At 61.1% G+C, this 25,783-nt stretch carries 20 protein-coding genes; 6 read left to right on the top strand and 14 right to left on the bottom strand.

Annotation, left to right across the window (positions count from 1 at the left end; genetic code table 11):
- Positions 1-513: 513 nt before the first annotated feature.
- Together OSH12_RS18465 and OSH12_RS18470 are read right to left on the bottom strand one after the other, a co-directional pair.
- On the bottom strand, positions 514-1,605 hold the full coding sequence (locus OSH12_RS18465) for a hypothetical protein (RefSeq protein ID WP_266345079.1): 1,092 nt from the start codon (positions 1,603-1,605) through the stop codon (positions 514-516).
- A gap of 73 nt (positions 1,606-1,678) precedes the next feature.
- Positions 1,679-2,947 carry a porin gene (locus OSH12_RS18470; RefSeq protein WP_266345080.1) on the bottom strand — a complete coding sequence of 423 codons (1,269 nt, stop codon included), beginning with the start codon at positions 2,945-2,947 and terminating at the stop codon, positions 1,679-1,681.
- Positions 2,948-3,578: 631 nt separating this feature from the next.
- Here OSH12_RS18470 and OSH12_RS18475 point away from each other — a divergent pair.
- Entirely contained in the window at positions 3,579-5,294 is a 1,716-nt protein-coding gene (locus OSH12_RS18475; protein ID WP_266345081.1) for a DUF6538 domain-containing protein, read from the top strand.
- A gap of 308 nt (positions 5,295-5,602) precedes the next feature.
- On the opposite strand, the gene OSH12_RS18480 is transcribed toward OSH12_RS18475, so the two are convergent.
- From OSH12_RS18480 to OSH12_RS18495, 4 genes are read right to left on the bottom strand one after another with little or no spacing between them, the layout of a single operon-like run.
- Positions 5,603-6,331 (bottom strand): SDR family NAD(P)-dependent oxidoreductase, encoded by a 729-nt coding sequence (locus OSH12_RS18480; protein WP_266345082.1) that lies wholly within the window; start codon positions 6,329-6,331, stop codon positions 5,603-5,605.
- Between the two features lie 8 nt (positions 6,332-6,339).
- Positions 6,340-6,825 carry a nuclear transport factor 2 family protein gene (locus OSH12_RS18485; protein ID WP_266345083.1) on the bottom strand — a complete coding sequence of 162 codons (486 nt, stop codon included), beginning with the start codon at positions 6,823-6,825 and terminating at the stop codon, positions 6,340-6,342.
- Between the two features lie 39 nt (positions 6,826-6,864).
- Positions 6,865-8,286, bottom strand: a complete 1,422-nt coding sequence (locus tag OSH12_RS18490) for an MFS transporter (RefSeq protein ID WP_266345084.1) — start codon at positions 8,284-8,286, stop codon at positions 6,865-6,867.
- Between the two features lie 36 nt (positions 8,287-8,322).
- Positions 8,323-9,063 (bottom strand): SDR family NAD(P)-dependent oxidoreductase, encoded by a 741-nt coding sequence (locus OSH12_RS18495; RefSeq protein ID WP_266345085.1) that lies wholly within the window; start codon positions 9,061-9,063, stop codon positions 8,323-8,325.
- 159 nt (positions 9,064-9,222) lie between these two features.
- On the opposite strand from OSH12_RS18495, the gene OSH12_RS18500 reads away from it, so the two are divergent.
- The 4 genes from OSH12_RS18500 (at position 9,223) to OSH12_RS18515 (ending at position 14,383) form a co-directional block, all read left to right on the top strand.
- Complete coding sequence (locus tag OSH12_RS18500) at positions 9,223-9,816, top strand: TetR/AcrR family transcriptional regulator (protein ID WP_266345086.1); 594 nt, start codon at positions 9,223-9,225, stop codon at positions 9,814-9,816.
- A 1,762-nt stretch (positions 9,817-11,578) separates the two neighbouring features.
- The gene (locus tag OSH12_RS18505; RefSeq protein ID WP_266345087.1) at positions 11,579-12,508 is read left to right on the top strand and encodes a DUF4238 domain-containing protein; all 930 of its coding nucleotides are present in this window, start codon (positions 11,579-11,581) and stop codon (positions 12,506-12,508) included.
- A 188-nt stretch (positions 12,509-12,696) separates the two neighbouring features.
- Entirely contained in the window at positions 12,697-13,254 is a 558-nt protein-coding gene (locus OSH12_RS18510; RefSeq protein WP_266345088.1) for a recombinase family protein, read from the top strand.
- Positions 13,255-13,633: 379 nt separating this feature from the next.
- Positions 13,634-14,383 (top strand): DUF4145 domain-containing protein, encoded by a 750-nt coding sequence (locus OSH12_RS18515; RefSeq protein WP_266345089.1) that lies wholly within the window; start codon positions 13,634-13,636, stop codon positions 14,381-14,383.
- Positions 14,384-14,907: 524 nt separating this feature from the next.
- On the opposite strand, the gene OSH12_RS18520 is transcribed toward OSH12_RS18515, so the two are convergent.
- Both OSH12_RS18520 and OSH12_RS18525 read right to left on the bottom strand, forming a co-directional pair.
- A complete protein-coding gene (locus OSH12_RS18520) occupies positions 14,908-15,843 on the bottom strand; it encodes an HlyD family secretion protein (RefSeq protein WP_266345320.1) in 936 nt (311 codons plus the stop codon).
- Positions 15,840-16,079 carry a DUF3302 domain-containing protein gene (locus tag OSH12_RS18525; protein ID WP_266345090.1) on the bottom strand — a complete coding sequence of 80 codons (240 nt, stop codon included), beginning with the start codon at positions 16,077-16,079 and terminating at the stop codon, positions 15,840-15,842. Before OSH12_RS18525 ends, OSH12_RS18520 begins: the two co-directional genes overlap by 4 nt.
- An 879-nt stretch (positions 16,080-16,958) precedes the next feature.
- On the opposite strand from OSH12_RS18525, the gene OSH12_RS18530 reads away from it, so the two are divergent.
- Positions 16,959-18,503, top strand: a complete 1,545-nt coding sequence (locus OSH12_RS18530; protein ID WP_266345091.1) for a TerC family protein — start codon at positions 16,959-16,961, stop codon at positions 18,501-18,503.
- 94 nt (positions 18,504-18,597) lie between these two features.
- Here OSH12_RS18530 and OSH12_RS18535 read toward each other — a convergent pair whose 3' ends face one another.
- From OSH12_RS18535 to OSH12_RS18560, 6 genes are all read right to left on the bottom strand, one after another.
- Positions 18,598-19,548, bottom strand: coding sequence for a nucleoside hydrolase (locus tag OSH12_RS18535; protein ID WP_266345092.1), 951 nt, complete (start codon positions 19,546-19,548; stop codon positions 18,598-18,600).
- Positions 19,549-19,558: 10 nt separating this feature from the next.
- Positions 19,559-20,572 carry a nucleoside hydrolase gene (locus tag OSH12_RS18540; protein ID WP_266345093.1) on the bottom strand — a complete coding sequence of 338 codons (1,014 nt, stop codon included), beginning with the start codon at positions 20,570-20,572 and terminating at the stop codon, positions 19,559-19,561.
- A gap of 12 nt (positions 20,573-20,584) precedes the next feature.
- On the bottom strand, positions 20,585-21,580 hold the full coding sequence (locus OSH12_RS18545; protein ID WP_266345094.1) for an ABC transporter permease: 996 nt from the start codon (positions 21,578-21,580) through the stop codon (positions 20,585-20,587).
- Positions 21,568-22,611 carry an ABC transporter permease gene (locus tag OSH12_RS18550; RefSeq protein ID WP_266345321.1) on the bottom strand — a complete coding sequence of 348 codons (1,044 nt, stop codon included), beginning with the start codon at positions 22,609-22,611 and terminating at the stop codon, positions 21,568-21,570. The genes OSH12_RS18545 and OSH12_RS18550 overlap by 13 nt, the downstream gene beginning before the upstream one ends.
- A complete protein-coding gene (locus OSH12_RS18555; RefSeq protein ID WP_266345095.1) occupies positions 22,611-24,167 on the bottom strand; it encodes an ABC transporter ATP-binding protein in 1,557 nt (518 codons plus the stop codon). The genes OSH12_RS18550 and OSH12_RS18555 overlap by 1 nt, the downstream gene beginning before the upstream one ends.
- Before the next feature lie 221 nt (positions 24,168-24,388).
- On the bottom strand, positions 24,389-25,402 hold the full coding sequence (locus tag OSH12_RS18560; protein WP_266345096.1) for a BMP family lipoprotein: 1,014 nt from the start codon (positions 25,400-25,402) through the stop codon (positions 24,389-24,391).
- Positions 25,403-25,783 lie beyond the last annotated feature (381 nt).

Below are 25,783 nucleotides of genomic sequence, written 5' to 3' on the forward strand. Positions count from 1 at the left end.
GGCACGGTGGCGTCCGTGCTGTGACCAGAACCTAGACGGCAACTCATACCAAAATCAAGTGTTTTACGTACGTGATGATTGATGCCTCGGAGGGACGGGATTGCCTAGGCTTTGCGACGGGTATTTCAGAGGGGTTTTCCGTATGCCCCTCGCATGACGTGGTTCGGCGACCTCGGGAGAAGACGTTCGGGCTGCTACTTGGGGTGTCGATCTGCGGCCGATGCGCGCTCGTCGGCCAGCGCCGCATCATCGCCATGGGTGCGCCCGACGACCCATGAAGAGCTCATACAACCACCGAGCCAATCGTGCCCCGCTGTATGGGGCCCGAGGGGCGGCATGGGGGGAGATACGTTTCGACGCGCGTCGAGGTGCAGGCTCACATTTCTCTGGGAAAAACAAAACCGAACTCATGCCGGCCTCTGGCGACGAGGCCACGACAGTTTGTGATGGGACGCGTTCAGCGGATCGCCGCCCCTTGGCGGTGACCTGGGTTACCTGCCCGGTTCCGGCACGCTAGCATCCACCGGCAGTCCTGCGACTATCCATGTTCCACACATCAGGAGGAATACCTGCTGCCGTAGCGACTGCCCGCCAATGTCTTGAGAAGGTAAAACGGTCGAACGGGCGACCGTCGCCTCTTACGACGAAAGGGCCTCTTCGTTCGGCTATCGCCAGAAGACAGAGCTCCACGAGCGGACACTCCCTTAAGTCACCAATCAGTTCCGCCTCGTCACTCCCTCGGACTAAGCGCTGCCCGTCGAGCATTTCGAAAGTGAGCCCGCCCCCCCAACGCTGGCGCTGAAAAATGATATCGCCCGGGCCAACCTCGCTCGCATTCCCAATAGGGGTCCACTCCCCGATAACTTCGGCCTGACGGAGGCCAAGCTCCGACTGACAAGCTTGGGCCAAGGCTATCCGCGCCTCTCCGACAGATAACGCGTAGTCAATAAAGCGTGACGCCAGCTCATAAGTCATCGGCTCGCGCCGTGCGACTTTCATGTCGAACTCGCGATCCATCGCCAGCTCGAAGAGGTGCACACATGGATCAACATTGGCCCCGGCACCAAACCGAAACAGTAACCTGAGTATTTGGATCCCCGAACTCGCGCGACGGTCACGCGGGGAAGCATCCGCAGCGACCGGGGTGCCCAGTTCCGTGAACCATTCCATGAGCAGGACACGATCAATCTCGGCAAGAGGGGTTGCGACAAACGGTGAGAGCAGCTTCAGCCAGCGCCTATAGGTCGCTTCGGTGCTTGCCTTGACCTGACGAAGGGGCGAGTCATTCGCCGTCTGGTAGAGATCGACCAGCGCACCCAAGGAACCTGGGATTGGCACTGTGGCATGGACTTCGCCGCCAGTAAGCCACGTCAATGCCTTTTGCTGCATGTCCCGACAAGCCGCGGCAATACGTTCAAAATCGCTCGGGTCGTTCCAGTTGGGATGCAGGCGGACCGACTTAGGGAGAAAACCCGCCGCGAGAGCGAGGGGAGGCGCATTCCAGATAACATAGGGCTCGCGACCTACCTTCCGATGGATCTTGAGGCCTGGCGCGTCCAGTTCAAGCTTCTGACCAGCCACAGTTACCGTTGCGAACTTCTTCATCTTCACTGCCGCAAACAAAAAAAGCCCGACGGATTTCTCCGCCGGGCCTTCGATAACTGACCCTTAGGTCAGATTACCAGGAGCGCTTCAGGAACAGGTTGAAGTTCCAGCCGCTACCATCGGTGTTGGCTACGTTGAGGTCATCGTCAACATTGACGTCGGTGTAAAACACGTCGCCGACGAGGTCGAGACCCTTGACCGGCGTGTAGACGGTCGTGAAGCCAACGCGCCAAGCGTCAAAGCTGATGTTGTCCAGGTAGTCGGAACCATCGTAGCTGGCGTAACCGCCCGAGAGCGACGACCAGACAGCCGGGGTCCAAACGTGCTTGTACGAAGCAAGCGCGCTCCAGCTGGTGCCGGGAGCTGCAGCGACCGTGTCGTTCAGGACGGGGCCGATGAAGCCAGCCACCGACGTGCCGCCGGCGATGCCGGTGAACGAGTTGGCGTTGTCGCCGTAAGCAGCCGACACGAAGAAGCGGTCGCCAGCGGAGACGTTGTCAAGAGCGAGCTCGAGACCACCACCGACAGCCCAACCCGACTGGCCATCATAGATGTCATCAGCCGGGACAACGCCGGTGAAGGAACGCTCAACTGCCTGGTTCGTGTAGGCAGCGGCAACCTTGGCGCTGAAGATACCCGAAGCGTAGGTGACGGCACCAACGACGTCAGGCGTATTCTGGGTCTCAACCGTACCCTCGAAGCCGAGGCCCGGAGCGAGCTGGCCACGGTCGCGCTGGTCTTCAACCGAGATCGCCAGACCGAAGCCGTTGACGGCATAGGTCAGCTGGATGTGATCGACGGTCGAGTCCGAACCGAACATGCCGGTGTCGTTGTAGCCGCGGCCGAAGTCGAACAGCGACGTGAAGTAACCAGCCTTGAGCGGTCCGAGCTCGAGGTAGGCGCTATCGACGTAAGCCGACTTCGTCGTGTTGTTGATGTACTGGTCGAGCGTCGCGCCCTGGCTGTTGCCCGGCGAGTTGCTGGTGGCAGCGCGCAGGTCGATGAAGCCGGTCAGGTTACCGTATTCGGTGACCGACGAAGCAGTTGCCTGCATGGAGACTTCCGTGAAGAAGTTGCCCCAGTTGCTGTCCGGATAGGCGCCGTTGAAGTTGCCTACCAGATTGAGGTCGCCCGAACGGTCGCCGAACGACGTACCGAACTTGACGTAGCCGCCGATCTTGATGCAGGTGTCCGTGCCCGGCGAGTAGAAGAAGCCAGCACCGAAAGCGTCGCAGACCTTCACGTAGTCAACCGGCTCGGCGACCGTGAGATCCGCCGCCTGAGCGCCGCCAGCCATCAGCATAGCTGCAGCAGAGCCGAGGAGAAGGGTCTTAAAGTTCATGTTCTGACCTCCAAAAAGGTAATACAAAGAGATTTAGCCATTCTTCTCGTCGCTACCGAGTAGACCCCGCAGGATCACCCCTTCTCGTCAGCCCGTACGAAGTCAGTCCTAAAGCCCGCTCAGCTACATCCGTTTTTTATTGGCGCCCACCCCAGGGCCGCCAGCAGAAGCAGCGGGAACCTCATCTCGCGATTCCTGTACTCACTATTACCGAAGGCAGGATCATGCGCTATGACAGAAATGCAACACCGTCGCGCAAGGTGACTCTGTCATTGTTAACGCCTTGTTAAGAGTTGGCTGCCGCTGCTGGCCTCGTAGAGGTTACCCCTAGATCAGCGCACTGGCCGCCACGCCTGAGCGGTGAGCCGCATCATCATGGATGAGGATACCAATCTTCACCCAACAGTCAGGACTGCAAAGGGCCTTGCCATACGGCCACCCTGCCAGTACACACGGCGTCGACTACGGCCGAAATAATGCTGTAAATTCAATGGGTAACGGCAACAATCGGGGAGTTCAATCCTCTCTTGCAGCACCACCTTTTCTTGATTAATTTCAAGAACATGAGATAGACCAGCCACTTACCAACTCCTCGCCTTCACACAGAAGGCTCACACACTTGGCTTTGGCAATGGCTCGTCCACTCCGACATTCCGCATCCGGCATCCTCCGTTTCAAGGTGCGAGTTCCTGCCGATGTCCTGCCCAAGGTGAAGGGCCGGAAGATCGATCTTCCTATAGGTCTGGACATGATCTCCACCACGGTCGGGGAATTCGTCGAGGCAAGCCTGCGAACCCGCGACCCCGCAGAAGCGAAGGCGCGGCACAGCGCAGCCTTGGCGACCGTCCTGCGGTACTGGTCAGCCGTTCGCGAAGGGCCGCAGCCCCTCACCCACAGACGGGCGGAGGCGTTGGCAGGCATCGTCTATCGCGACATTGTCGCCGGGAATACGGATGAGAAGCTCACGGAGCTTGTCGGCGAAACGGAACGCATGCAAAGCACGATCACGGCCGCCGATGGCTCCCCGGATAAGATCAAGACCGCGCTGCGCCACTTCGTCGATCAGGCAGGACTTGGCATTGTCCCGCTGCTCTACACCAAGGCGGAGTTCGCCAAGCTCGCCCCGAGCTTCGCCAACCTCACGCCTCCCGTCGACTGGTACGCCTTGCTTGAAGCGGTCTTTGGGAAGATGGCGGACAGCGTCCTGACGCGCGAAGGCATGATCGTTGACGACGACGGGCGTCGCCTCCTCCTGGACAGCGTGCGCGCTGCAGTGGTCGACGCCAACAAGGCCGCAGTTCGAAATGTCTACGGCGACTACTCCCCCGACCCCAAAGCCGGGCGCTTCCCGCCCAGCGAGGAGGCCAAGCCCAAAGCCCACGCAAAGCTCTCGGTAACAGACCTGATCGATGGGCATCTGGCGATACTCAAGGCAGGCGGACAGGGCGCTGCTGCCGAGAAGCGTTGGCGACCCATCGTGGCAAAGTTCGTCGCCTTCCTGAAACATGACGATGCGACCCGCGTGACCAAGTCCGACCTGATCGCTTGGAAAGACTACCGCCTCCTCGTGGAAGGGAGGTCACCCAAGACCGTGCGAGACAGCGACCTCGCCGCGCTGCGGGCCTGCTTCCAGTGGGCCGTCGATAACGTGAAGCTGCCGTTCAATCCCGTTGAAGGCGTGAAGGTCAAGCTGGCCAAGGGCGTCAGGACGCGAGGGAAAGGCTTCACGGATGAGGAGGCGCTGAACATCCTAAAGGCGGCGAACGAGTACCGAAGGCCCGATCAGGAATACGAAGAGACCGCTGCTGCAAAGCGCTGGGCACCGTGGCTCTGCGCCTTCACCGGGGCTCGCATTGCTGAGATATGCCAGTTGCGGCAGGAAGACTTCTCCGAACGCGATGGCGTCCCAGTGATACGCATCAACCCGGAGGCAGGCAGCGTCAAGAGCGGTCACTACCGCGACATCCCGCTCCACCCGCAACTCGTTGAGCTTGGCCTTTTGGCCTTCGTCGCGGCTTCCAAAGCCGGTCCATTGTTCCACCGGACGAAGCCCCGCAGCGCCCCCCGCAAAGGCCTTCCGCCATCACCCAAAGTCAACCCCGCCAATGCCGTGGCGGCTTCGGTGGGAGAATGGGTCAACGGCCTCGGGGTGATCGCAGGCAAGGTCGCGCCAAACCATGGCTGGCGGCACCGCTTCAAGACCGTGTGCATTGAGGTCGGCATCCAACCTCGCATCGCAGATGCCATCCAAGACCACGCGGCCCGCACCGCAGGCGAGGCTTATGGCGACGTGACGTTGAAGGCGAAATACGAGGCCATCAAGACGCTGCCGAAGTACGCGGCCTAGAGCCACCTCCAGAGGAGTCGTTGCGGGCGCAGGGAGAGTCACTGGCGGGCATGAACAGACTGCCAGCTACCCACTACCGATGCAGCACAAACCCCGCCTACAGCGATCCCAGAGTCTGCGCGCTGAACCAGCCAAAGCACTGAAAGAGGGTGCCGGGCGACCTCGCACTTTCGCGACGGTCAAGAGCGTCGGGCTCAAAGAAGCCGAGGGCTCATGGTCGCCCACAAGCCCCCAAACTTCGTCAGTGCCTTAACGCACGCATGAGCAAGCGACACGGCGACTGGTGCCGCTTGACCTGTTCCCTTGGATCACCAGGGCTGTCTGCCGTGACCTCCAAAGAAGCCACCAGTAGGCCCATCCTGACCAATCAACGCCATTTTGATAGCCGTGGCAGCACCCTCCTCAGGCGTGAGGACGCCCGTATTGTCGTTGAGGTCCGTCTGCACGTGCCCTGGCTCGACCGCATTCACCTTTATGCCGAACGCCGCAAGCTCCTTAGCAAACGACACGGTCACCGCGTTAAGGGCAACCTTCGAAGCGGTGTAAGCGAGCAGATTTACGCTCGAGTATATGGAAGTGGGGTCGGCAATGAGCGTGAGCGAACCGACGCCGCTGCCCATCATCACGACTCGCGCTCCCTCCGCCGCAGTCAGCAGCGGGATGAACGCCTGGGTGACCCGGATAGGTCCGAACAGGTTGACTTCAAAGGTCGCCTTGGCGTCCTCCATCCGGACTTTGCTAGGCGGTGCCGTTGGGTCAAGGATGATGCCAGCGTTGTTTACGAGAACATGCAGCGCGCCGGTCTCCCTACTAACTGCCTCCGCCGCCCGCTGGACGCTGACTTCATTCACCACGTCGATCTCTAGCAAGCGGACATCCAATCCCTCATCCAGAAGGTTTTGAATGGCAGCTTGGCCGCGAGAGCGATCACGTGTCCCTAACCACACTGACATGCCGGACTGCGCAAGCCCCTTGGTAATCGCCAGACCGATACCCTTGTTGGCACCGGTGACCAGTGCCTGTCGCTTGTTGGTCATAGCTGTCACTAGCTCGTGATGTTTTCAGCTGTCGTCGCCACATGGCGACTGATATCGCCGAACAGCCGAGGATCGACCTCGCGCGACGCAAAACGCCATGCCCCTTCATGCAACTCGAAGGTATCGAGATATCGCCCGGTCACGATCGGCTGCAACGGCAGGCCCGACAACTCTTGGTGGACAGTAAAATAACTGACAGACCGCGCAGTGGTGACGGTGTCGATCTCGATGAGAACATTCGACACCGAATGCCAAGTCCGAGGCGTGTCGTCGTCATGGTATTGAAGGTTGGTCTTCAGGAAGTGCGCCACGTCATCGCGGCCGCTGACGAAGGTATCGATGACTTTGAGCTTGGCATGCGCCAGCAGGTCGGCGTTTGCGTCGATTTTCCCAAAGTCGAGGTTGTGGACGTACGTGGCGAGAAGGCGGCGGATTTCGCTTTCGATCACGAGGCGTTCGAGGGCGGTTGGCTGTAGGGTGGCGTTGGTAGACATGACGATCCTTTCTGAGATGATGCGTCGGCTTGGGCTGCTTCAGCTTGCCGGGTGAATGCCAGCAGTGCTGTTCTGGGCTTGGAGACGTCGGCTGACAGTGCGCATTGCCAGGATCGCGGCGAAAAGCGCGATCACGGCAGCTCCGATGAAGGCGGCGGGCAAGCCCGAGCCAAACTGCCCGGGTACTGCGCCGAATGCGTAGATTGAGGTGATGACCGCGATGCCGAGCGCGCCACCAATCTGCTGATCCATTTGCAGCAAGCCGGATGCGGTGCCGGCATGCTCCTCTGGGACGCCATGCATTATCGCGACAGTCCCAGGCGCAAATACGAGTCCAATGCCGGCTGCATGGATGAGCAGAGGCACCAGAACTGCTGGAAAGTAGTCGCTGCGGTCACCGAGCAGCGCAAACCCGACGAGGCTTGTAGCGACCAGAAGGCTACCCGTTACGAGAAGCGCTTGCGCGCCGAAGACGTTCATAAGTCTCGGCACGAAGTGGCTGATGATGAAGACTGTCGCCGTGAGTGGCAGGTAAGCCAGTCCGGAGAACAGTGGCGTCCATCCCAGGACCTGCTGCAGGTACTGCACGAGCAGGAACACGACAGAGAAATGCATACCGACGATTAGCGCCATGACGCCAAGCGCGCCGACACGGCCACGATCTCTTAGAAGGTCTAGGTGGAGTAGCGGGGCTGCATGCTTCTTCTCCGTCCGGAAGAACAGGACGAACAGGGCCAACGCCAGCGCGAAAGCGGACAAGGTGGTGACATCTAGCCAGCCGCTCTCCGCCGCGCTGATAAAGCCGTAGACCAGGGCGACGGACCCGAGGGTGGCGGTGATGGCACCGACAACATCAAGGCGTGAGCGACGCGGCCGCGTCTCGGTGACGAGTCGACCGATCATAAAGATCACAACCGCGCCAACAGGAACGTTGATCAGAAGCGACCAGCGCCACGACAGGAATTGAGTTAAGAGACCACCCAAGATCAGGCCGGCCGAAGCGCCGACTGACGAGACGGCGATGAACAACGACATGCCCTTGGCGCGCTCTGCGTCGTTGCGAGCCAGGACCATAACGAGCGCGAGCACACTGGGGCCGGCAAGCGCTGCACCTATTCCCTGCACAACCCGTGCTGCCACCAAGATCGTCGGCGTTTGGGCAAGGCCGCCTAGCAGAGATGCAAGAACGAAAATGATAAGGCCGGTGCGAAACGCCCGGACCTGACCGAGTATGTCACCTAGTCGGCCCCCCAGGAGCAGGAGCCCGCCGAAAGCCAGTCCAAAGGCATTGGGCACCCAAGACAATGCCAATGGGTCAAAACCGAGGTCTTGCTGGATTTGTGGCAGGGCGACAATGACGATCAGGAAATCCATTTGCAGCATCAATTGCGCGGCAAGGATTGTCCAAAGGGCGAGCGTGCGCCGCCCCATGGGGGCGCCGTCGCTAGTGGAGCGTACCATTGCGAAGTCTCCGAAATCTCGTGATTAAGCGGCCGATCAGACCTGCGAAGCGCCGCCGTCGACGAAGAGTTCGGTGCCGTTAATGTAGCTCGCAGCGTCACTGCCAAGAAACGCGACCGCCCGGGCGATTTCTTCCGGCTGGCCGATGCGTCCAATCGTGCTGCGACCGTTGAGATAGGCCAGCGCCTCCTCGGCATGGTCGCCGAAGAAAGAGTAGAGCGAGGCGGTCTCTGTCGGACCTGGGCTCACGATGTTGATGCGAACGCCCGACCCCTTGATATCAACGACCCAACCCCGGACCATCGCGCGCAGCGCGGCCTTGGTACCGCCATAGACGCTTAGGCCGGGACCGGGCTGCAGGGAAGAAGTCGAACCGATATTGACGATCGCTCCGCCCTCACTCATCAGCGGGAGCGCCTTCTGGACCGAAAACGTCACGCCTTTCACATTGCCATCAAAAGCACGATGAAAGTGATCTTCCGAGATCGATGCGAGGGGCACGATCTCGCCTGCGCCCGCATTGGCGACCAAGAGATCAAGTCGACCAAGTTCAGCCTTCACATGGGCGTAGAGCCGATCGAGATCGACGAGGCTTGAGACCTCTGCAACCACGCCTTCGGCGCTGCCACCCAACGTTTTCAACGCCGCATCGAGCTTATTCTGGCTGCGACCGGTGATGATAACCTTTGCTCCCTGGGAAGCGAGTTCCAGCGCAATGGCGAGACCGATGCCCGACGTACCGCCTGTTACGATGGCGACCTTCTGATCAAACGACATATGGGAATTCCTAACTCTCGTGGATTGATGTAGCGATCACTATATAAAGGCCATCATCGGCGTGAGCAAGAAGTTTATAGCGATCGCTACATTAGTCGGGCTAGGCTTCTTGCGATCGCTGTAGGAACCGCTATAAAAATCGCCAGAAAAGGAACCCTGATGGTTACCAAAGCCCCCCGACAACGCCGGCCCGCTTTCGATCGAGAGCAAGGCATCGAGATCGCACGACGGCTTTTTCATGCGCGGGGTTATGATGCAGTCAGCATCGCCGATCTGACGCAGGCTCTCGAGATCAACCCGCCAAGCCTCTACGCCGCCTATGGCAGCAAGCTGGGACTATTTGAGCGTGTCCTGCAATCCTACTGCGTGACCGACTTTCTGCCGATTGGGAAGCATCTGAAAGCGGGCCGACCGCCAGCAGAGGCCCTCACCGAGTTGATGGTCGCGGCGGCTCGGCATTATACGCGCGACCCAGAACAGCTTGGCTGCATGGTCACTGAAGCGATGCAAGCGGATGACATTCAGGCACGCGAATTGGCCGCTACCTTTGCTAAGCAGGGGAGCAGCGCCATTCGGAACTATGTCGCTCAGCATGCAGCCAAAAAGGACGTAGACAGGATCACAGATTATGTCCTGCTAAACCTGCGCGGGCTTTCTTCGTATGCGCGCCTTAACTACACTCAAAGGAAGCTGGTCGATTGCTCGCGAACGGCAGGTCGCGCGTTTGAAGGCGAGTTTGGCGAAAACGCATGACTTAGCGTCGCGCTCTGCTACGCGACAGTGTGGCACTGCCTTTTGAAGGCCAAGTCCGAGGCCATGAAGACACTGCCGAGGGGTGCCGCCTAGATCAGATTCAGAGGACGTCTAGAAGGCCCGGAGCGAGCCTCTGACGGGCATGAAGAGACCGCCGGCTACCTCTCTACCAACGCTGCACAAACTCCGCCTACGGCCACCCAAGAGTCTGCCGCATTGATCGAGAGAACGCACTGTAGAAAGTAACCGAAGCGGACGGGAGGCTGTTCGTGACGCGTGCCTTGTGATCTGCGTTTGGAATGGCGGAAGGCCTGAAGTGATGATCGTTCTCTTGGAAGACTGAAGCGATCTCGCGCTTTGGCGACGGTCAGCTTTACCCCCATCGCTGCCCTCCCGTACAGCGCAGACGGCAGTCCGCCATGTCCCCCTTGCGATGCGACAGGTCAAGCAGAACGCCGCCCCGCCCGTCCAGGAGGAGCTTCTAGACGCTGCTCTAGAGGCGATCATGGACGGGACGGCAGCCGGAACTGAAGGCGCTCTGCGCCACCTGCATGGAATTGAGCAAAAAGCCAACTAGATGGGCGGGAATGGCGGGGCTCTGCCAAAGCCGCGACTAAACACCCTGCACTAGGTGCTAGCCCAGTTTATACCCCTATTCATTAGGTATGTAGGTAGGCTCTCTTAAGGCTCTGATACAGCATGTGCTGTAGGCTCTATCTCATCACTCCCTAGGTCTTGATGCAGGTATAGTGAGTGATGAGACCCTCCTCATGCAGGGCTGAGGGAAGAGAGGCCGAGATCAGGCCCCATGCCCGGAAGACCGTGGTCAAGATCGGGCCCCAACAGTCTCAGGGTCAGCGACCCAAAAGGTTTTCAGAATTTTGTCAGCCCGTATGATGATAAGAGCGCGCGAATTTTTCCCCATGCGCCACTAGTGCAGAGGCAACGCGGACGAGCAACGTTCATTCCCGTCTCCTTGCCGCCGCTGGTCTGGATGGAATGCAGCTCCTTCTCCACGCCGTCCTGCAGCTCCGCCTACGGCTGGCTTGCAGCTTGCCTCCTACCCTCTGGCTCCGCGCCCTGACCTCAGTCGACAGCATTGGGGATTGGCAGGGGGGGGGAGCTTGTACCGAGCGATAGAAGGAGTGCAGAGGCCATGCGTGACCCCGCCCAGACGTCCAGGAGGAACTGCTAGGCGCTGATCTGGAGGCGCTCCAGTCGGACCAGAAGGCGATCTGCGCAACCTGCCCCGGGGGCAGGGCAAGAAGCCAGCTGGATGCTAGGAAATGGCGGAACTCTGCCAAACACGAACTAACTACCTCGACTAGATACTAACCCAGTTTATACCCCTATTCATTAGGTATGTAGGTAGGCTCTCTTAAGGCTCTGATACAGCATGTGCTGTAGGCTCTATCTCATCACTCCTCAGGTCTTGATGCAGGCATAGTGAGTGATGAGACCCTCCTCATACAGGGCTGCGGGAAAGAGAGGCCGAGATCAGGCCCGATGCCCCGGAGGACCGTAGTCATCAACGTCGGGTCCCAAGAGGCCCGGGGTCAGCGACCCAAAAAGTTTCCAGAATTTGTCCGAGGGCATGAAGATAAGAGCGAGCGGTATCCCCCCCTGCGGCCCCGTGCCAGAGGGCAGCACGGGGCGAGCCGCGTGCATTCCGCCACCTTGCCGCTAGGAACCTGAATTGCATTCCGTCCAAGTGCAGCAAGTCGAAGCAGATATGGTTGGGCCTTGTAGGTATCGATTCGACATGACCAACCAGCCGAATAAGCATCACTTCCTGCCCGTATTCTATCTCAAGCGGTGGGCGGGGAGCGATCAACGTGTATGCCAATTCAGCAAACCGCACCGTGACAACGTCGTACCCAAGCGACAGCACCCCGACGCCACCGGCTATATCAAGCGACTTTATGCCATCGAAGGTCTTCCTGAAGAAGAGGCGGTAGCCTTTGAGCGCACCTTCCTCTCTCCGGTCGATAGCAGAGCAGCCGAAGCCCTGGAAATCATGCGCGACCAACACGCCGCCAGCACTTTCACCGCTAAGCAGCGCGAGGCGTGGGCCGGCTTCCTTGCGAGTCTCATGTCGCGCATGCCTGAAGACATTCGGAAGGTGAAGGAACACGTAAAGGGGGATTGGCTGGCAGGCGTTCCCGAGCTTCAGGAAAAGTACACGGAGGCGAAAGCCGCTGGAGACCCGGAATCGGTTCTTGAATACATCAGAAGCTCGGACGACCTTCTCTTTGAGAAGGGTGCCTTTACTGTTTTGCGACGGATCATGGATCACAAAACAGCCGCCCGTGCGATGGTATCGTTCCACTGGTCAGTGCTGAAAGTCGAGCACGCTCGGCTCTCGCTCCTGACTTCCGATCGCCCGCTGATATACACGCATCATATGATGGGCTGGGATTCTTGTATTCTCCTCCCTATCGGCCCTTATGAGATTTTCCTGGCGGTCAAAGAACGGGGCTATGCCGACCACATCAAGAACCGCTCACAAACCGAACTGGTTCGAAACATCAATCAGGCTGTGGTAGAGAATGCTGATCACTACATCTATGGCGTGGACGATCAGCAACTGCGATTCATACAGAATCGAATGGGGACCAACAAAGCCCCCACTCTCGTCGACCGTCTGAATGAAGTGCGCCGTAGGCGATCAGAAGCTCTAAGCTCGACTTAGCCAGCAGGCCTACCGCTGTCGCGCGGCACCGCTTGCCGTATGCACCACTCTGCTTTGAGTGCCCAATAGGTCCTGCCCCAGCGGACGTGTCCGCAAGCCCCCCAAAATTCGTCCAAATGAATGGGGTTGACATTTTGGACGCAATCCGACTCAATGGTCTAGACCCTTCTGGACGATCGGAGACTACCATGCTCGTCGGATATGCACGCACGTCGACCTCGGAACAGGAAGCTGGCCTACTGGCCCAGAAACGTGACCTTGAGGCGATTGGGTGTGAACGCCTGTTCGCTGAACACGTCTCCTCCGTCGCGCCCCGGGAGCAGCTCGGGCTCGCCCTGTCGTTCGCCCGAGAAGGCGACACCCTCGTGGTCACCAAGGTTGACCGCTTGGCCCGCTCCACAGTCGGCCTCTGGGAAATCGTGAAGGAACTCGAAGAGCGAGGCGTCGGGCTTCGCGTGCTGAACCTTGGAGGCGAGACGGTCGACACTCGCAACGCGACGGGCCGGCTGATCCTGAACATCTTCGCAGGCTTCGCCCAGTTCGAGCGGGAGATGATGTTGGAACGCCAGAAAGAAGGTATCGCCAAGGCAAAGGCCGAAGGGAAGTATCTCGGCAGAAAGCCTTCCGCCAAGCTCAAGGCGGACGATGTGCGGCGGATGCACGGCGAGGGGAAGACCCCGACCGAGATTGCAAAGACCCTTGGGATCGGTCGGGGGAGCGTGTACAGAGCACTGGAAGTCGCATAGAGGCGCGTACGGAGTCCGTGGACGGGCAAGCGCGGGTCGCCGCCACATCCTTGCAGCGAGCTGCCAATACCCGCCTATGGAGTCCCGCAGACGCTTCCTGCCAGAAGGACCAGCGCTGGTTCTCCCACCCACGTTCGACCGTCTGTTTTCTTTTTGGCCAGCTCCAAGCCCAGCCTCGGACCTTGCTAACCCGCTCGGGCAAACGACGATTGCTCCCCCTGCGACATAAAGTATGCTGGCCAGCAGAAGACAAACTCCGCCGCTGGTCGATAGTCACCCAAGATAGCAGGGCATTTCAGCGGAGCAGCGCGTCACAGAGCATTTGGTTGACGGCCGAGAAGCGCGGCAAGCGTCATCTCCGATTTAGTGGGTACGGCAAATGAGACGCGATTTGTGGGATGCTGGGTTTACGGCTCTGCCTAAATGGACCTGTCCGCAATGTGAAAGCGGCTCACTACTGACGATGCCCGACTTTCCAAGGTGGGAAGAAACCGAATATTCCAAAGAAGAGCAAGACCATCAGGACTCCGAGCCTGACTGGACCGTTGAACGTTTTGTCGCGCTTATGAAGTGCGAGGTTGCCACATGCGGAGAAATTGTGGTGGTCGGCGGCGATCGCCAGGCGTGGATGCAAGATGACTACGAGCGGAACACTCAGTCTTGGGAGAGCATACTTGTCTGCGGGTACGTTCGCCCAGCGCCCAACATCATTCCCATTTCTCATAATCTTCCGTCTGAGTGTTCGAAGCAACTGAAAAAGGGTTTCGAGCTGTATTGGGTGGACAAGGCTGCTGCTGCGAACAGACTGCGCATTTTCGTGGAGCGCTTGATGGACCATTTCAAGGTGCCGACGAAGGGCAAAGGGAAGAAAGTCAAAGTTCACACCCTCGACTTGTCAGAACGAATTGACGAATTCGACACAATGAAGCCGGGGCACAAAGACGCCCTAGATGCCCTGCGACATGTGGGCGACTACGGAAGTCACCAGGGGGAGGCCGATGCGCAGGCGCTGCTAGATTGTTTCGAGCTGCTGGAAGATGCGCTGGCGGAACTAATCGATCAGAAAAAGGCAATGCTCGCGGCAAAGGCTCAGAAGCTCATCCAAAACAAGGGTAAAGATAATTGGTAAGATGTCATCGGACGATGCCATCCTCTCAGACGCGTGAAATGTTTTTTGGGTGCATTGCCGTCGAAACCCATCGACCAAGTGAAGGGCAGCTTTCCAAGCGTGGCCGGCCGAAACCTGCCAATCCGCTCCCCGCCTAAGCACGGCCGTTCGCGGACCCTTGACACTCACACCCGATCTTCACACAAAGGATGTTCGCGAGGGAGAAAAAGCGCTGAGATATCAACGGGTGCTACACAAAAGAGGCCAGCTCAATCCTCTCTTGCAGCACCACCACAACTCCTTGAAACTAAACGACTATGGCATGATAAACTCGCCAGACAGCTGATCGACAGACAGCTTTTGGTAGTCATTTTGCCGTAGAGGCTGGCCAGACCGTCGTCGAATAAGGCCGAACGCCGCTGCTGTTCGGCTACGGCCTCTTCATCGCGCTGTCGCTTCGAAGCGGCGTTGTTCTGAAGGAAAGTCATCGCCTGACGCCGGCGCGAATCCTTACAAGCTGGGACGTCGAGAGCGCCCCCAACCGCCTAGAACGGGTTGACGTAGTTCAGGATTGCGCTCTGTCGGAGCACGACTTTGCGAATGACATGCGCCACCTGGACATGGTCGGTGTAGATGGCGGCCGTGCCCGTGCTTCCGGCGGGAAGGCTTAGGCCGATTGAAGGATCATCGAGCTTGAAGCGCACCACGAACGGAGCCGCTAGGATCTCCGATGGCGCCACGGCAAGCCCGCCGGGCTGCGATTGCCCGGTTGCGATGGCCTGGATTACCGTCTCAACCTTCCCGGAGAAAATCCGGCCGGGAAACATCTTGAACGTGACCTCGACAGGCTGGCCAGCCTCGATGTAGCGCGCGTTGTTCTGCGAAATCTCGGCGCCGAGGAGGGTGTCGGCCGTGTCGATGAAGGCCATCACGGGCGACTGGCCATTGACGCGCGCGCCTTTGCGGAGGGCAAGGTTGGTGACATAGCCGTCGGTCGGCGCGCGAACAGTCGTCTTGTCGAGGTTCCATTTGGCAGCGTCGAGTTCTGCCTGGAGCTGATCCCGCTGGGCCTCGCGCTGTTGCACATCAAAAGCCCGCCCGACGTCCTTGCTTTGGAGCTCGGAGAACTGGCTGAACCGCAACTCCGCCAGCTTGAGCTGAGCTTCGATGCCGCGAACCTGCGCCTCATAAACGGTGGGGTCGATGCGGAACAGAATATCCCCGGCCTTGAGCGGCGTGTTGGCGGTGACCGGAACGTCAATGACTTCGCCAGCCACCGATGGGATGACCTGGACGGAATTGCGCTGCACCGCCGCCGGTCCAGACGGCGCGCCCCATCCCATCGGAATGAACAGGCCGACCAGAAGCGCGAGCATCACGATGACCGGCGATACCTTCCAAAACAAGTTGAAAGGGATGAACTTGAGCCAGACGAAAAGGACAAGGAGAGCGATGTAGCCATTGAGAAGGACGACGATCACTTGGTCGCCTCCTTCTTTTCCGGGAAGTCGACATAGGCCCAGATCAACACCAGGGGCCAGAAGACAAATCCAAAGACCAAGCTCGCCCAGCTTCCGACGGCTACCGCCTGAGCCCATGGATGGCCGCGCCTTCGCGCTATACGACCTGGCATGAGCCCCAAGGTGACAATCACTGCCACGAGAGTGGCGATCACGACGAGCAGAACGATCCAGGCGAAAATGTCTACGAAAGACATGCTGCCGCTCCAAGAGCTATTGCGTTCAAACCTTGTCACATTCTCCACGCTGTGACGTCAATGCTTGCGCCGGCGTCTAGCCGGCATACTCAGAGTTGAACCGCAGGATCAGACCGGGCCTGCTGCGCGAGCTGTGGGTGCCGGTACGCAGTACCGAAACGGCAGGTCGTCATAGCAGCGTTTGGCGCATGGCAACCGCCTGTGGCATGGTCCCGCCATCGAGGCGCCGTGGAAAGGATTCACGGCCAATCGGGAGAGCCGATGTTCAGGAACCGCCGCAACTCGTCCTGGCCGCCGACCGGATCGATCGTGCTCGCCGTGCTGATCGTCGTGCTGACCCTGTTGCAGGCGGCGAAATCGCAGGGCTGGCTCTAGGCTCGGTCCTCGATCCGCAATGGGCCGCGATGGGCATGAACTGCGATAGGCATGGACCGTTGGCGCGCGTGCCCCTACACTGCGCGTCTCGGACGAACCGTCCACCCCTTGAGAGATCGCGCCAACCCATGTCCCGATTGCCGGATTCCGTCAGCTGATGCCATCCGACGACCCCGATAGTACCACCGCCCCCTCCCCGTTCTGGGCCAGGGGGCCAGCCCGATCCAAGCCAAGCTCCCTCCGCAGCCGCGGCATAGGCCGATCCGGCCCGCCCTGCGGCAGCCTCGCGCACCGCATCACGCGCAATCCCTTGCGCGAACGACGCCGTGCGCGCCACGCCGCCCGGACCGAGCTTCCGCACCGATCGTCGCCACCCTCATTGCACCGGACCGGCGCTGTCGCACCGACGTCGTGGCCATATGCCAGACTGACCGCCACAGCGCCTGCCGCTTCGCCGTCTCAACAGGAGGACCGGTCCTACCGTCCGGTCACGGGAACCCCTCAATGATTTTCGAATGGATGTCCGATCCGGCTGCCTGGGCCGGACTTGCAACCCTGATCGTGCTCGAGATCGTGCTCGGCATCGACAATCTCGTCTTCATCGCGATCCTCGCCGACAAGTTGCCGCCGCACCAGCGCAACCGCGCGCGCGTCATCGGCCTGACGTTGGCTCTGGTGATGCGTCTGGGGCTGCTCGCCTCGATCTCCTGGATCGTCAAGCTGACCTACCCGCTGTTCACGGTGCTCGGCTCCGACATTTCCTGGCGCGACGTCATCCTGATCGTCGGCGGCGCCTTCCTGCTGTTCAAGGGCACGATGGAGCTGCATGAGCGGCTCGAAGGCGACCACGGCGCCAAGTCGAGCAATGGCGCGCATGCCGTGTTCTGGCATGTGATCGTGCAGATCGTCGTGCTCGATGCGGTGTTCTCGCTCGACAGCGTGATCACCGCCGTCGGCATGGCCTCGCACCTGTCGATCATGATGATCGCCGTCATCGTCGCCATCGGCGTCATGATGCTGGCGAGCCGGCCGCTGATGGCCTTCGTCTCGCGCCACCCGACCGTGGTCATCCTCTGCCTCGGCTTCCTGCTGATGATCGGCTTCAGCCTGATCGTCGAAGGCCTCGGCTTCCACATCCCGAAGGGCTATCTCTACGCGGCGATCGGCTTCTCGATCCTGATCGAGGCAGCCAACCAGCTCGGCCGGCGCAACGTCGTCAAGCGCGTCACCACGGCGGATCTGCGTGACCGAACCTCGATGGCGGTGCTGCGGATGCTGCGTGGCGGCCACTCGGCGCCGCAGGCTTCGGAAGAAGTTGCGGCGATCGTCTCGACCGGTGGCGGCGGAAGCGCCTTCACCGCCGAGGAAAGCCTGATGATCGAGCAGGTGCTGTCGCTGGCCGGCCGGCCGGTGCGCTCGATCATGGTGCCGCGCGTCGATGCCATCTGGCTCGATGTCGAGGATGACCCGAAAGCGATCCTGGCCGAGATGCGCGAAAGCGGCCGCTCGCGCTTCCCGGTCTGCCGGGGCGATGTCGACCAGATCCTCGGCATCGTCCACGCCAAGGACCTCGTCGGCCGCGACGAGGACGACCTCGCGATCGAGACCGCCATCCGCGAACCGATCTATGTCACCGAGACGATGCCCGTGCTGACGCTGCTCGAGCGCTTCAAGGGCTCGACGGTGCACATGGCGATCGTGGTCGACGAGCACGGCACCTTTGAGGGCATCGTGACGCTGACCGACATCCTGGTCGCGATCGCCGGCGACATGCCGGAACTCGCCGGCGACGAGGAGCCTTACGCCACCCAGAGCGAGGATGGCGGCTGGCTGATCGATGGGCGGATGCCGATCGACGACGTCGAACGGACTCTGCAGACGGGCGACATGCAGGCCGACGGCGACTACACGACGCTGGCCGGCTTCGCGCTCGAGCATCTCGGCCACCTGCCGGAGGTCGGCGAGAGCTTCGCCTGGGAAGGCTGGCGCTTCGAGGTGGTGGCGCTGGAAGGCCGCCGCATCGACCGGCTGCTGGCGACGCCGGCCTGAGCCCAAACAAAAAGGCCGGCCGGCGGATCATCCGCCGGCCGGCCCGATCAGGCTTGGCCGCTTCGCGCTAGCGGCGCCATGCGCGCCGTCGCGATCAGTCGCGCAGCAGGCTGTAGAGCAGGTCGAAGAAACGGTCGGAATCGACCTCCTCGCAGACCTGGGCATTCGGCGGCAGGCCGCGCTCGTTCCAGTAATCGGCGACCGTCGCGCCGAAGGTGTAGGTGCCGGTCAGGTCGACGCCGATATGGGCCGGACGCGTCTTGACCAGCGTCGGGTCGATGATCAGCGCCAGCGCCAGCGGGTCGTGCAGCGCGCCGCCAACACCCATCGAGTCGCGGTGCAGCTTCTCGTAGAACTTCAGCCAGTCGAGCACGACGCGGCCGAGCTCGGTGTCGATCTTCTCGAACTCGCGATACTGGGCTTCCTCGACCAACACCTTCATGGTGACGTCGAGGCCGACCATGGTGATCGGCACGCCGCTGTCGAGCACGATCTTCAGCGCTTCCGGATCGCAGAAGGCATTGAACTCGGTCGGCGTGATGTATTCGCTCTTGCGCCAGAACACACCGCCCATCCAGACGATGTCCTTGATCTTCGAAAGAAGCTCCGGATACTTCAGGACGAACAGGCCGAGATTGCAGAGCGGGCCGGTCGCGACAATGCGCAGCGGCTCATCCTGCTCGCGCAGGGTCTTGGCGATGAAGTCGACCGCATGCATCGGCTCGACCTTCTTGGTCGCCTGCGGCAGGTAAGGCGAACCCTCCAGGCCGCTCGGACCGTCGGCGGTGCCGAGCACCAGCGGACGCGCCAGCGGGCGCACGCAGCCAGCCGCGACCGGCACGTCCTGCGCGCCGATGAATTCCAGGATGCGCAGCGTGTTCGAGACGGTTTTTTCCGGCTCGGCATTGCCGCAGGTGACGGTGACGCCGATGAGGTCGATCGCCTTCGAGCGATGCGCCATCACGAGCGCGATGGCGTCGTCATGGCCGGGATCGCAATCCAGCAGGATCGGCGTCGGGCGGATGCTGTTGATGTCGGTGGTCATGATCTTGCCCTTACGCCTTGGCCGTCTGGTAGCGGACGATCGTTTCCTTGAAGAGCTTCATGAAACGGCGACCGTCGATGTCGGTGCAGATACGGGTCGTCTTCGGACCGCCGCCGGGAAGCAGCTGGCGACCGCGATACGCGACCGTCTGGCCGCGCGCCACGCGACCGTCGAGCACGATGTCGCAGTACAGCGGCTCGGTCATGGTGCAGAGCGTCGGGTCGAAGGCGAGCGCGACGGTGATGATGTCGTCCATCGGGAAGCCGACGAGATCGAAGAACTCGCGCCAGATGTCGATATAGATCGGGAACGAATCCTGGATCATCTGGAGAACCGGATGATCGCCCTGATCCTTCAGATCATAGAGGTCGTCGCGGGTCAGCATGCTGGCGGCGGCGCGGTTGTCTTCGCAGACATCGAGCGGCACCAAGATGGTGTCGACGCCCTGGTTCAGCACGACGCGCGCTGCCTCGGGATCGGCCCAGATGTTGTATTCCGACAGCGGCGTGATGTTGCCGGGGGTGATGAAATTACCGCCGAGCAGAACCATGCGCTTCAGCGCCTTGGCGAGTGCCGGCTCCTGCAGGAAGGCCATGGCGGCATTGGTCATCGGGCCGGTGACGACCAGCGTGATCTCGCCGGGATTGGCCATCGCCGTGTCGATGATGAAGTCGACCGCGTGCTTGTCGATGACCTTCAGCGTCGGCGTCGGTGCCGGCGGGTTGAACGTCTTCAGCCGGTCGCCGAAGCGCGCCACGAGACGCTTCTCGAAATGCACCGGCGCCTGCATGTCTTCCTTGGAATTGCCGACGATCGGGCGCCAGGCGCCCTTGGCAACCGGCACGTCGCCCTTGCCGGCGAGCGCCAGCGTGTTGAGGACGACATTGGTCACCTGGTCGATCGGACCGGCGGCACCCGTGCAGGTGGTGATGCCTTCGAGCTTCATCGACGGCGAGATCGCCGCGAAGAGCACTGCAAGAATATCGTCGCCCGCGGAGTCGACGTCGAGAATGATACGTTCCATTTTATCCCCTCGTCACGGCTTGGAAGCGTCCGTGGCGGTAGCTGGTTTGATGGTGTTGGACTTGACGGAAAGAACGCGTCCCATGCTGGCGAGCGTCTCCTGGATCAGGCGGGGACGCGACCGGTAGGACAGCGCGAAGAGGCCGATCAGCGCGACCAGATAGGGCACGGCAAGCACGAGATAGGACGAGATGCCCAGCGTCTGCAGACGCAGCGACAGCGCATCGGAGAAGCCGAACAGCAGGCAACCGAGCAGGATCTTCAGCGGATCGCCGTTCGAGAAGATCAGGATCGCCACCGCCATGAAGCCGCGGCCGGAGGACATGTTTTCGGTGAACATCGTCGTGTAGCCGAGCGCCAGATGGGCGCCTGCGAGGCCTGCCAGCAGGCCGCAGAGCAGCGACGAGATATAGCGGATGCGGGTGATCGAGATGCCGAGCGCCTCGGCCGCTTCCGGCTTCTCGCCGACGACGCGGATATAGAGGCCGAGCCGCGAGCGGTTGTAGAAGAGGATCAGTACGGGCACGAGAATGAAGGCGGCATAGACCAGAGGCGTATAGCCGGAGATCATCTGCCCGAACCAGCCGAGATCCTTCACGTTTGGCAGCTTCAACGCCGGCAGGCCGACCAGGCCATGGCCGAAGATCGAGCCGCGCGTGCCAAAAATCGCCTTCATCAGCGACACGGTGAGACCGCCCGCCAGAATGTTGAGGGCCAGGCCGACGACAACCTCGTTCGCCTTGAAGCTGACGACCAGCAGCGCGAAGATCAGCGCCAGCGTCAGCGCCGCCGCAACACCGCAGAGCACGCCGAGCCAGGGCGAGCCGGTGGCGATGGTGCCGATCACGGCGAAGAAGGCGCCGACCAGCATCTGGCCTTCGAGGCCGATGTTGAAGATGCCGGCCTTGGTGGTGAAGGATCCACCCAATGCGACGAGCAGAATCGGCGCCGTCGTGCGGATTGTCGCGATGACCAGCGAGATGTTGAGGAGACGTTCTAGAACTTCCATCGACGCTCTCCCGCGGTCGAATCCGATGCCTTGCGGCGGATGGTGATCTGCGCCGAGACGGCCAGAATGATCAGCGCCTGGATGACGGTGATGATTTCGCGCGATGCGGTGGTGTCGACTTCCAGCAGGAGCGAGCCACTCCTGAGCGCACCGAAGAACAGCGCCGTGAAGATGGTGCCGATCGGGTTGCCATTGGCGAGCAGCGCCGCGATGACACCGTCAAAGCCGAAGCCAGGCGCAAAACCTTCCATGAAGCGGTGATGCACGCCCAGCGCCTCGACGCCGCCGGCGAGTCCCCCGACCGCGCCGGAGGCGATCAGGACCAGGAAGACCTGCTTGCGGATGTCGATGCCGCCATATTCGGCGAATTTCGGGTTGGCGCCCATCTCGGTGACGGCATAGCCGCGCGACGTGCGGGTGAAGAACAGATAGACGCCGATCGCCAGCGCGAGGCCGATGATAAGGCCCCAGTTCAGCCGCGAGAACGAAAACAGTTCTGGCAGATAGGCGCTCTCGAAGATCGGCGGCGTCTCGGACTGGCCGCCGGAGCGCTTGAAGATGTTGATGGTCAGATAGGAGGTGATCAGGACCGCGACATAGTTGGCGAGGATGGTCGAAACCACCTCGTTGGTCTTGTAGCGCGCCCGGAAGAAGGCGGGGATCGCGATCCACGCCATGCCGGCAATCACCGCCGCCGACATGGCGAGCAGCATGTGCAGGATCGGCGGCAGGTTGAACGAGAAACCGACCCAGGTGGCCCAGAAGCCGCCCATGAAGAGCTGGCCTTCAATGCCGATATTGAACAGGCCGCCGCGAAACGAGATGCAGGCGGCGATGCCGCAGATCAGGATCGGCGTCGTCTGCAGGAGCGTGCCGGCAATGCGCTCGGGGCTGCCGAACGCGCCATTGAGCAGCGTGACCAGCACCTTCATCGGGCTCTCATCCACGGTGAGGATGACCAGAGCGCCGAGGCCGAGGGCAAACAGGATGGCCAGCCCCTGGCCGAGAAGACTGTCGAAGCGGTCCGACATCATGCGGCCCCCACTTGGTTAGGACGAGGCTCAGGAACGACGCCGGCCATCAGCATGCCGATCTCTTCCTCGTCGACACGGTCGCCGGAGATTTCGCCCATGATGGTGCCGCCGAACATCACCAGGATGCGGTCGGCAAGCCGGATCAGTTCGTCGAGCTGCACGGAAATCAGCAAGATCGCCTTGCCGGCATCGCGCTGGCGCATGATCTCGCCATGGATCTGCTCCTGCGCGCCGATGTCGACGCCGCGCGTCGGCTGGTCGATCAGCAGGCAATCGGCGCTGCCGGTGAATTCACGGGCCAGCACGATCTTCTGGATGTTGCCGCCCGACAGGCTCTTGGCCGGCGATTCAGGCCCCCGAGTGCGGATGTCGAAGCGCTTGATCAGCGCCTGCGTCTGCTCCAGCAGGTAGCGTCGATTGATGATGCCATGCGTCGACCAGGGGCTCTGATCCTGGCGGCCCATCAATAGGTTCATCGAGATCGAAGCGTTGCGATCGACGCCGCGCACGAGCCGGTCGCCGGGAACGTGACCGACTCCGGCAGCGCGGATGTCGCGGGCGGAAAGGCCGGTGATCGTGCGGCCATTGAGCTTGAGCGAGCCATGGCTCGAGGGGCGCAGGCCGGAAAGCACTTCGGCAAGCTCGGTCTGGCCATTGCCAGCAACGCCCGCGATACCGACGATCTCGCCAGCCTTGACGCCGAAGGAGACGCCGCGCAGCGCCTGCAACTGACGTTCGTCACGGCACCAGAGATCTTCCACTTCAAGCACGGTCTTGCCGATGGTCGGCGTCCGCGGCAGGCGGTCGAAGGAAACGAGGCGGCCGACCATCAGTTGGACGAGATCGGACTTGGTCAGCTCCGCCGTTGGGCGCGAGGCGACATTCTTGCCGAGACGCAGCACCGAAACGGTATCGGAAACCTCCATCACCTCTTCCAGGTGATGCGAGATGAAAATGACGGTCATGCCCTGGGCGACGAAGCCGCGCAGCGTCTGGAACAGCTCGCGGCTTTCCTGCGGCGTCAGGACGGCGGTCGGCTCGTCGAGGATGATGATGCGGGCGCCGCGCACCAGCACCTTGAGGATCTCGATACGCTGCTCAATGCCGACCGACAGCAGCCCGACGCGCTCGTTGGGATCTACCTGCAGGCCGAACTGCTTCGAAAGCTCGGCGGTCTTCTTGATCTGCGCGGCGTGGTCGATCAGGCCGCCCTTGCGGATTTCCATGCCGAGGAAGACGTTTTCCGCCACCGTCAGCGAGGGAACCAGCTTGAAATGCTGGTGGACCATGCCGATGCCGGCGGCGATCGCCGCGGCCGGGTTGGGAAGCGACTTCTTTTCCCCATCGATCCAGATTTCGCCCTCGTCCGGCTGCAAAAGCCCGAACAGAACGTTCATCAGGGTTGTCTTGCCGGCTCCGTTCTCACCGATGATCGCGTGGATCTTGCCGCTTTCGACGGCGAGGTTCACGTCCTCATTGGCAACAAAGGCGCCGAACCGCTTGGTGATCGACTTCAGTTCGATCGCCAGGGGCGTGGCTGGGGTTACTGACATGGCAGATGTCCTTGGGACCGTTTCGCGCTGGTGCGCCCTTGGCGGAAGATCCGCGAGGCCGCACCACGGAGGCCGTTTCGGCGGACGGGCGGCAAGCGGGCGCGCGCACGCCGCTTATGGCATGCGTCCGTTCCGTCACCGCAACCCTCAAGCCGAAGCCAGTTTCGCCGGCAGCGGCCCTCCCCTCGAAAAGAGAGGGCCGCGTCCAGGCGGAACGCGCCTTACTGAGTGGTGGTCGCGACCTTGATCTTGCCGGAGGCGATGTCGGCCTTCAGCTCTTCCAGCTTCGCCTTGACGTCAGCCGGGATCTTGTCGGCGACATCGGGGCAGAGCAGCAGCTCGACGCCACCGGTCTTCAGGTTTGCCGTATGGACGCTGCCGGGCTCGAGCGTCTTGCCGTCGACGACGTCCTTGACGAGGTCGAATACGGCGACGTTGGCGTTCTTCAGCATCGAGGCCATGACATGGCCCGGGGCGACGTTGCACTGGTTGACGTCGACGCCGATCGAGTACTTGCCGGCGGCGGCACTTGCCTGCAACACGCCTTCGCCCGTCGGGCCGGCGACGTTGTAGACGATGTCCGAACCCTGGCCATAGAGCGCCATGGTCAGCTCGCTGCCCTTGGCCGGATCGTCGAACGTGCCGGCGAAGACGGCGTCGAGGCGAACGTCGGGAGCCGCGGTCTTGGCGCCCTGCTCATAGCCGACCATGAAATCGCGGATGACGGGGATGTCGCGGCCGCCGACGAAGCCGATCGCCTTGCCGTCGCCGAGACCGTCGATGTCGCTGCCCTTTTCGGCCATCAGACCGGCGAGAGCGCCGGCGAGGAACGAGCCCTCGTTCTGGGCGAAGTTGGCATAGACGACATGCTTGGAATCGAGAACGCCATCGATGAACACAAACTTGGTGTTCGGATAAGCTTCAGCCGTCTTCTGCAGCGCGTCGACGAGCTCCCAGCCCATGACGAAGACGATGTCGTACTCGCCGCCCTTGGCGAGATTGTTGAACTGCTCTTCATAGTCGAGAGCGCGGTTGCCGGTGTCGACCAGCTTGACCTTCACGCCGAGGTCCTTCTCGGCCTTCTTCAAGCCCTCGACGATGGCGACGCCAAAGCCCTGGGAGAAATAGCCGGAGATCGCCGCGACGTTGACGTCTTTGGCAAGCGCCGCCTGGCTGGCAAGCGCGATAACGGAGGCGCCGCACAACGCGACGAGACGACGAGACCAACTGGACATGATGAAACCGACCCCTGGAGAGAGAGAAAACACGTGTTCGTTGTCGACGCCCATCCCCGAAGTTTCACCGAGCCGATAGCTTTCCCTGCACCGGCACGCGGATATCGTTGATGGCCTAATGAGATTGCGGGGAACGCATGGCGCTGTCAATCCGCAAAGATGCCCCGTAATTGGCCAGCTATATCGGGAACGGCAGATCGAGGGCGCTCATCAACAGGATTTGAACCAACACCTCCAACTTGGATGACCACCAACAAATTTTGGCAGCCGAACCGGACTGCATGACGAAACACGACGGATGCGTGACGCCATGGCCTCCGGCGGAAGCTCCTCCGCTCCGATGCGCTACGCCCTCGCCCCAATGCCGGCGGATCCAACGAT

Origin of the sequence: Kaistia terrae (assembly GCF_026344005.1) — a bacterium.
In the GTDB taxonomy this organism is placed as follows: Bacteria; Pseudomonadota; Alphaproteobacteria; order Rhizobiales; family Kaistiaceae; genus Kaistia; species Kaistia terrae.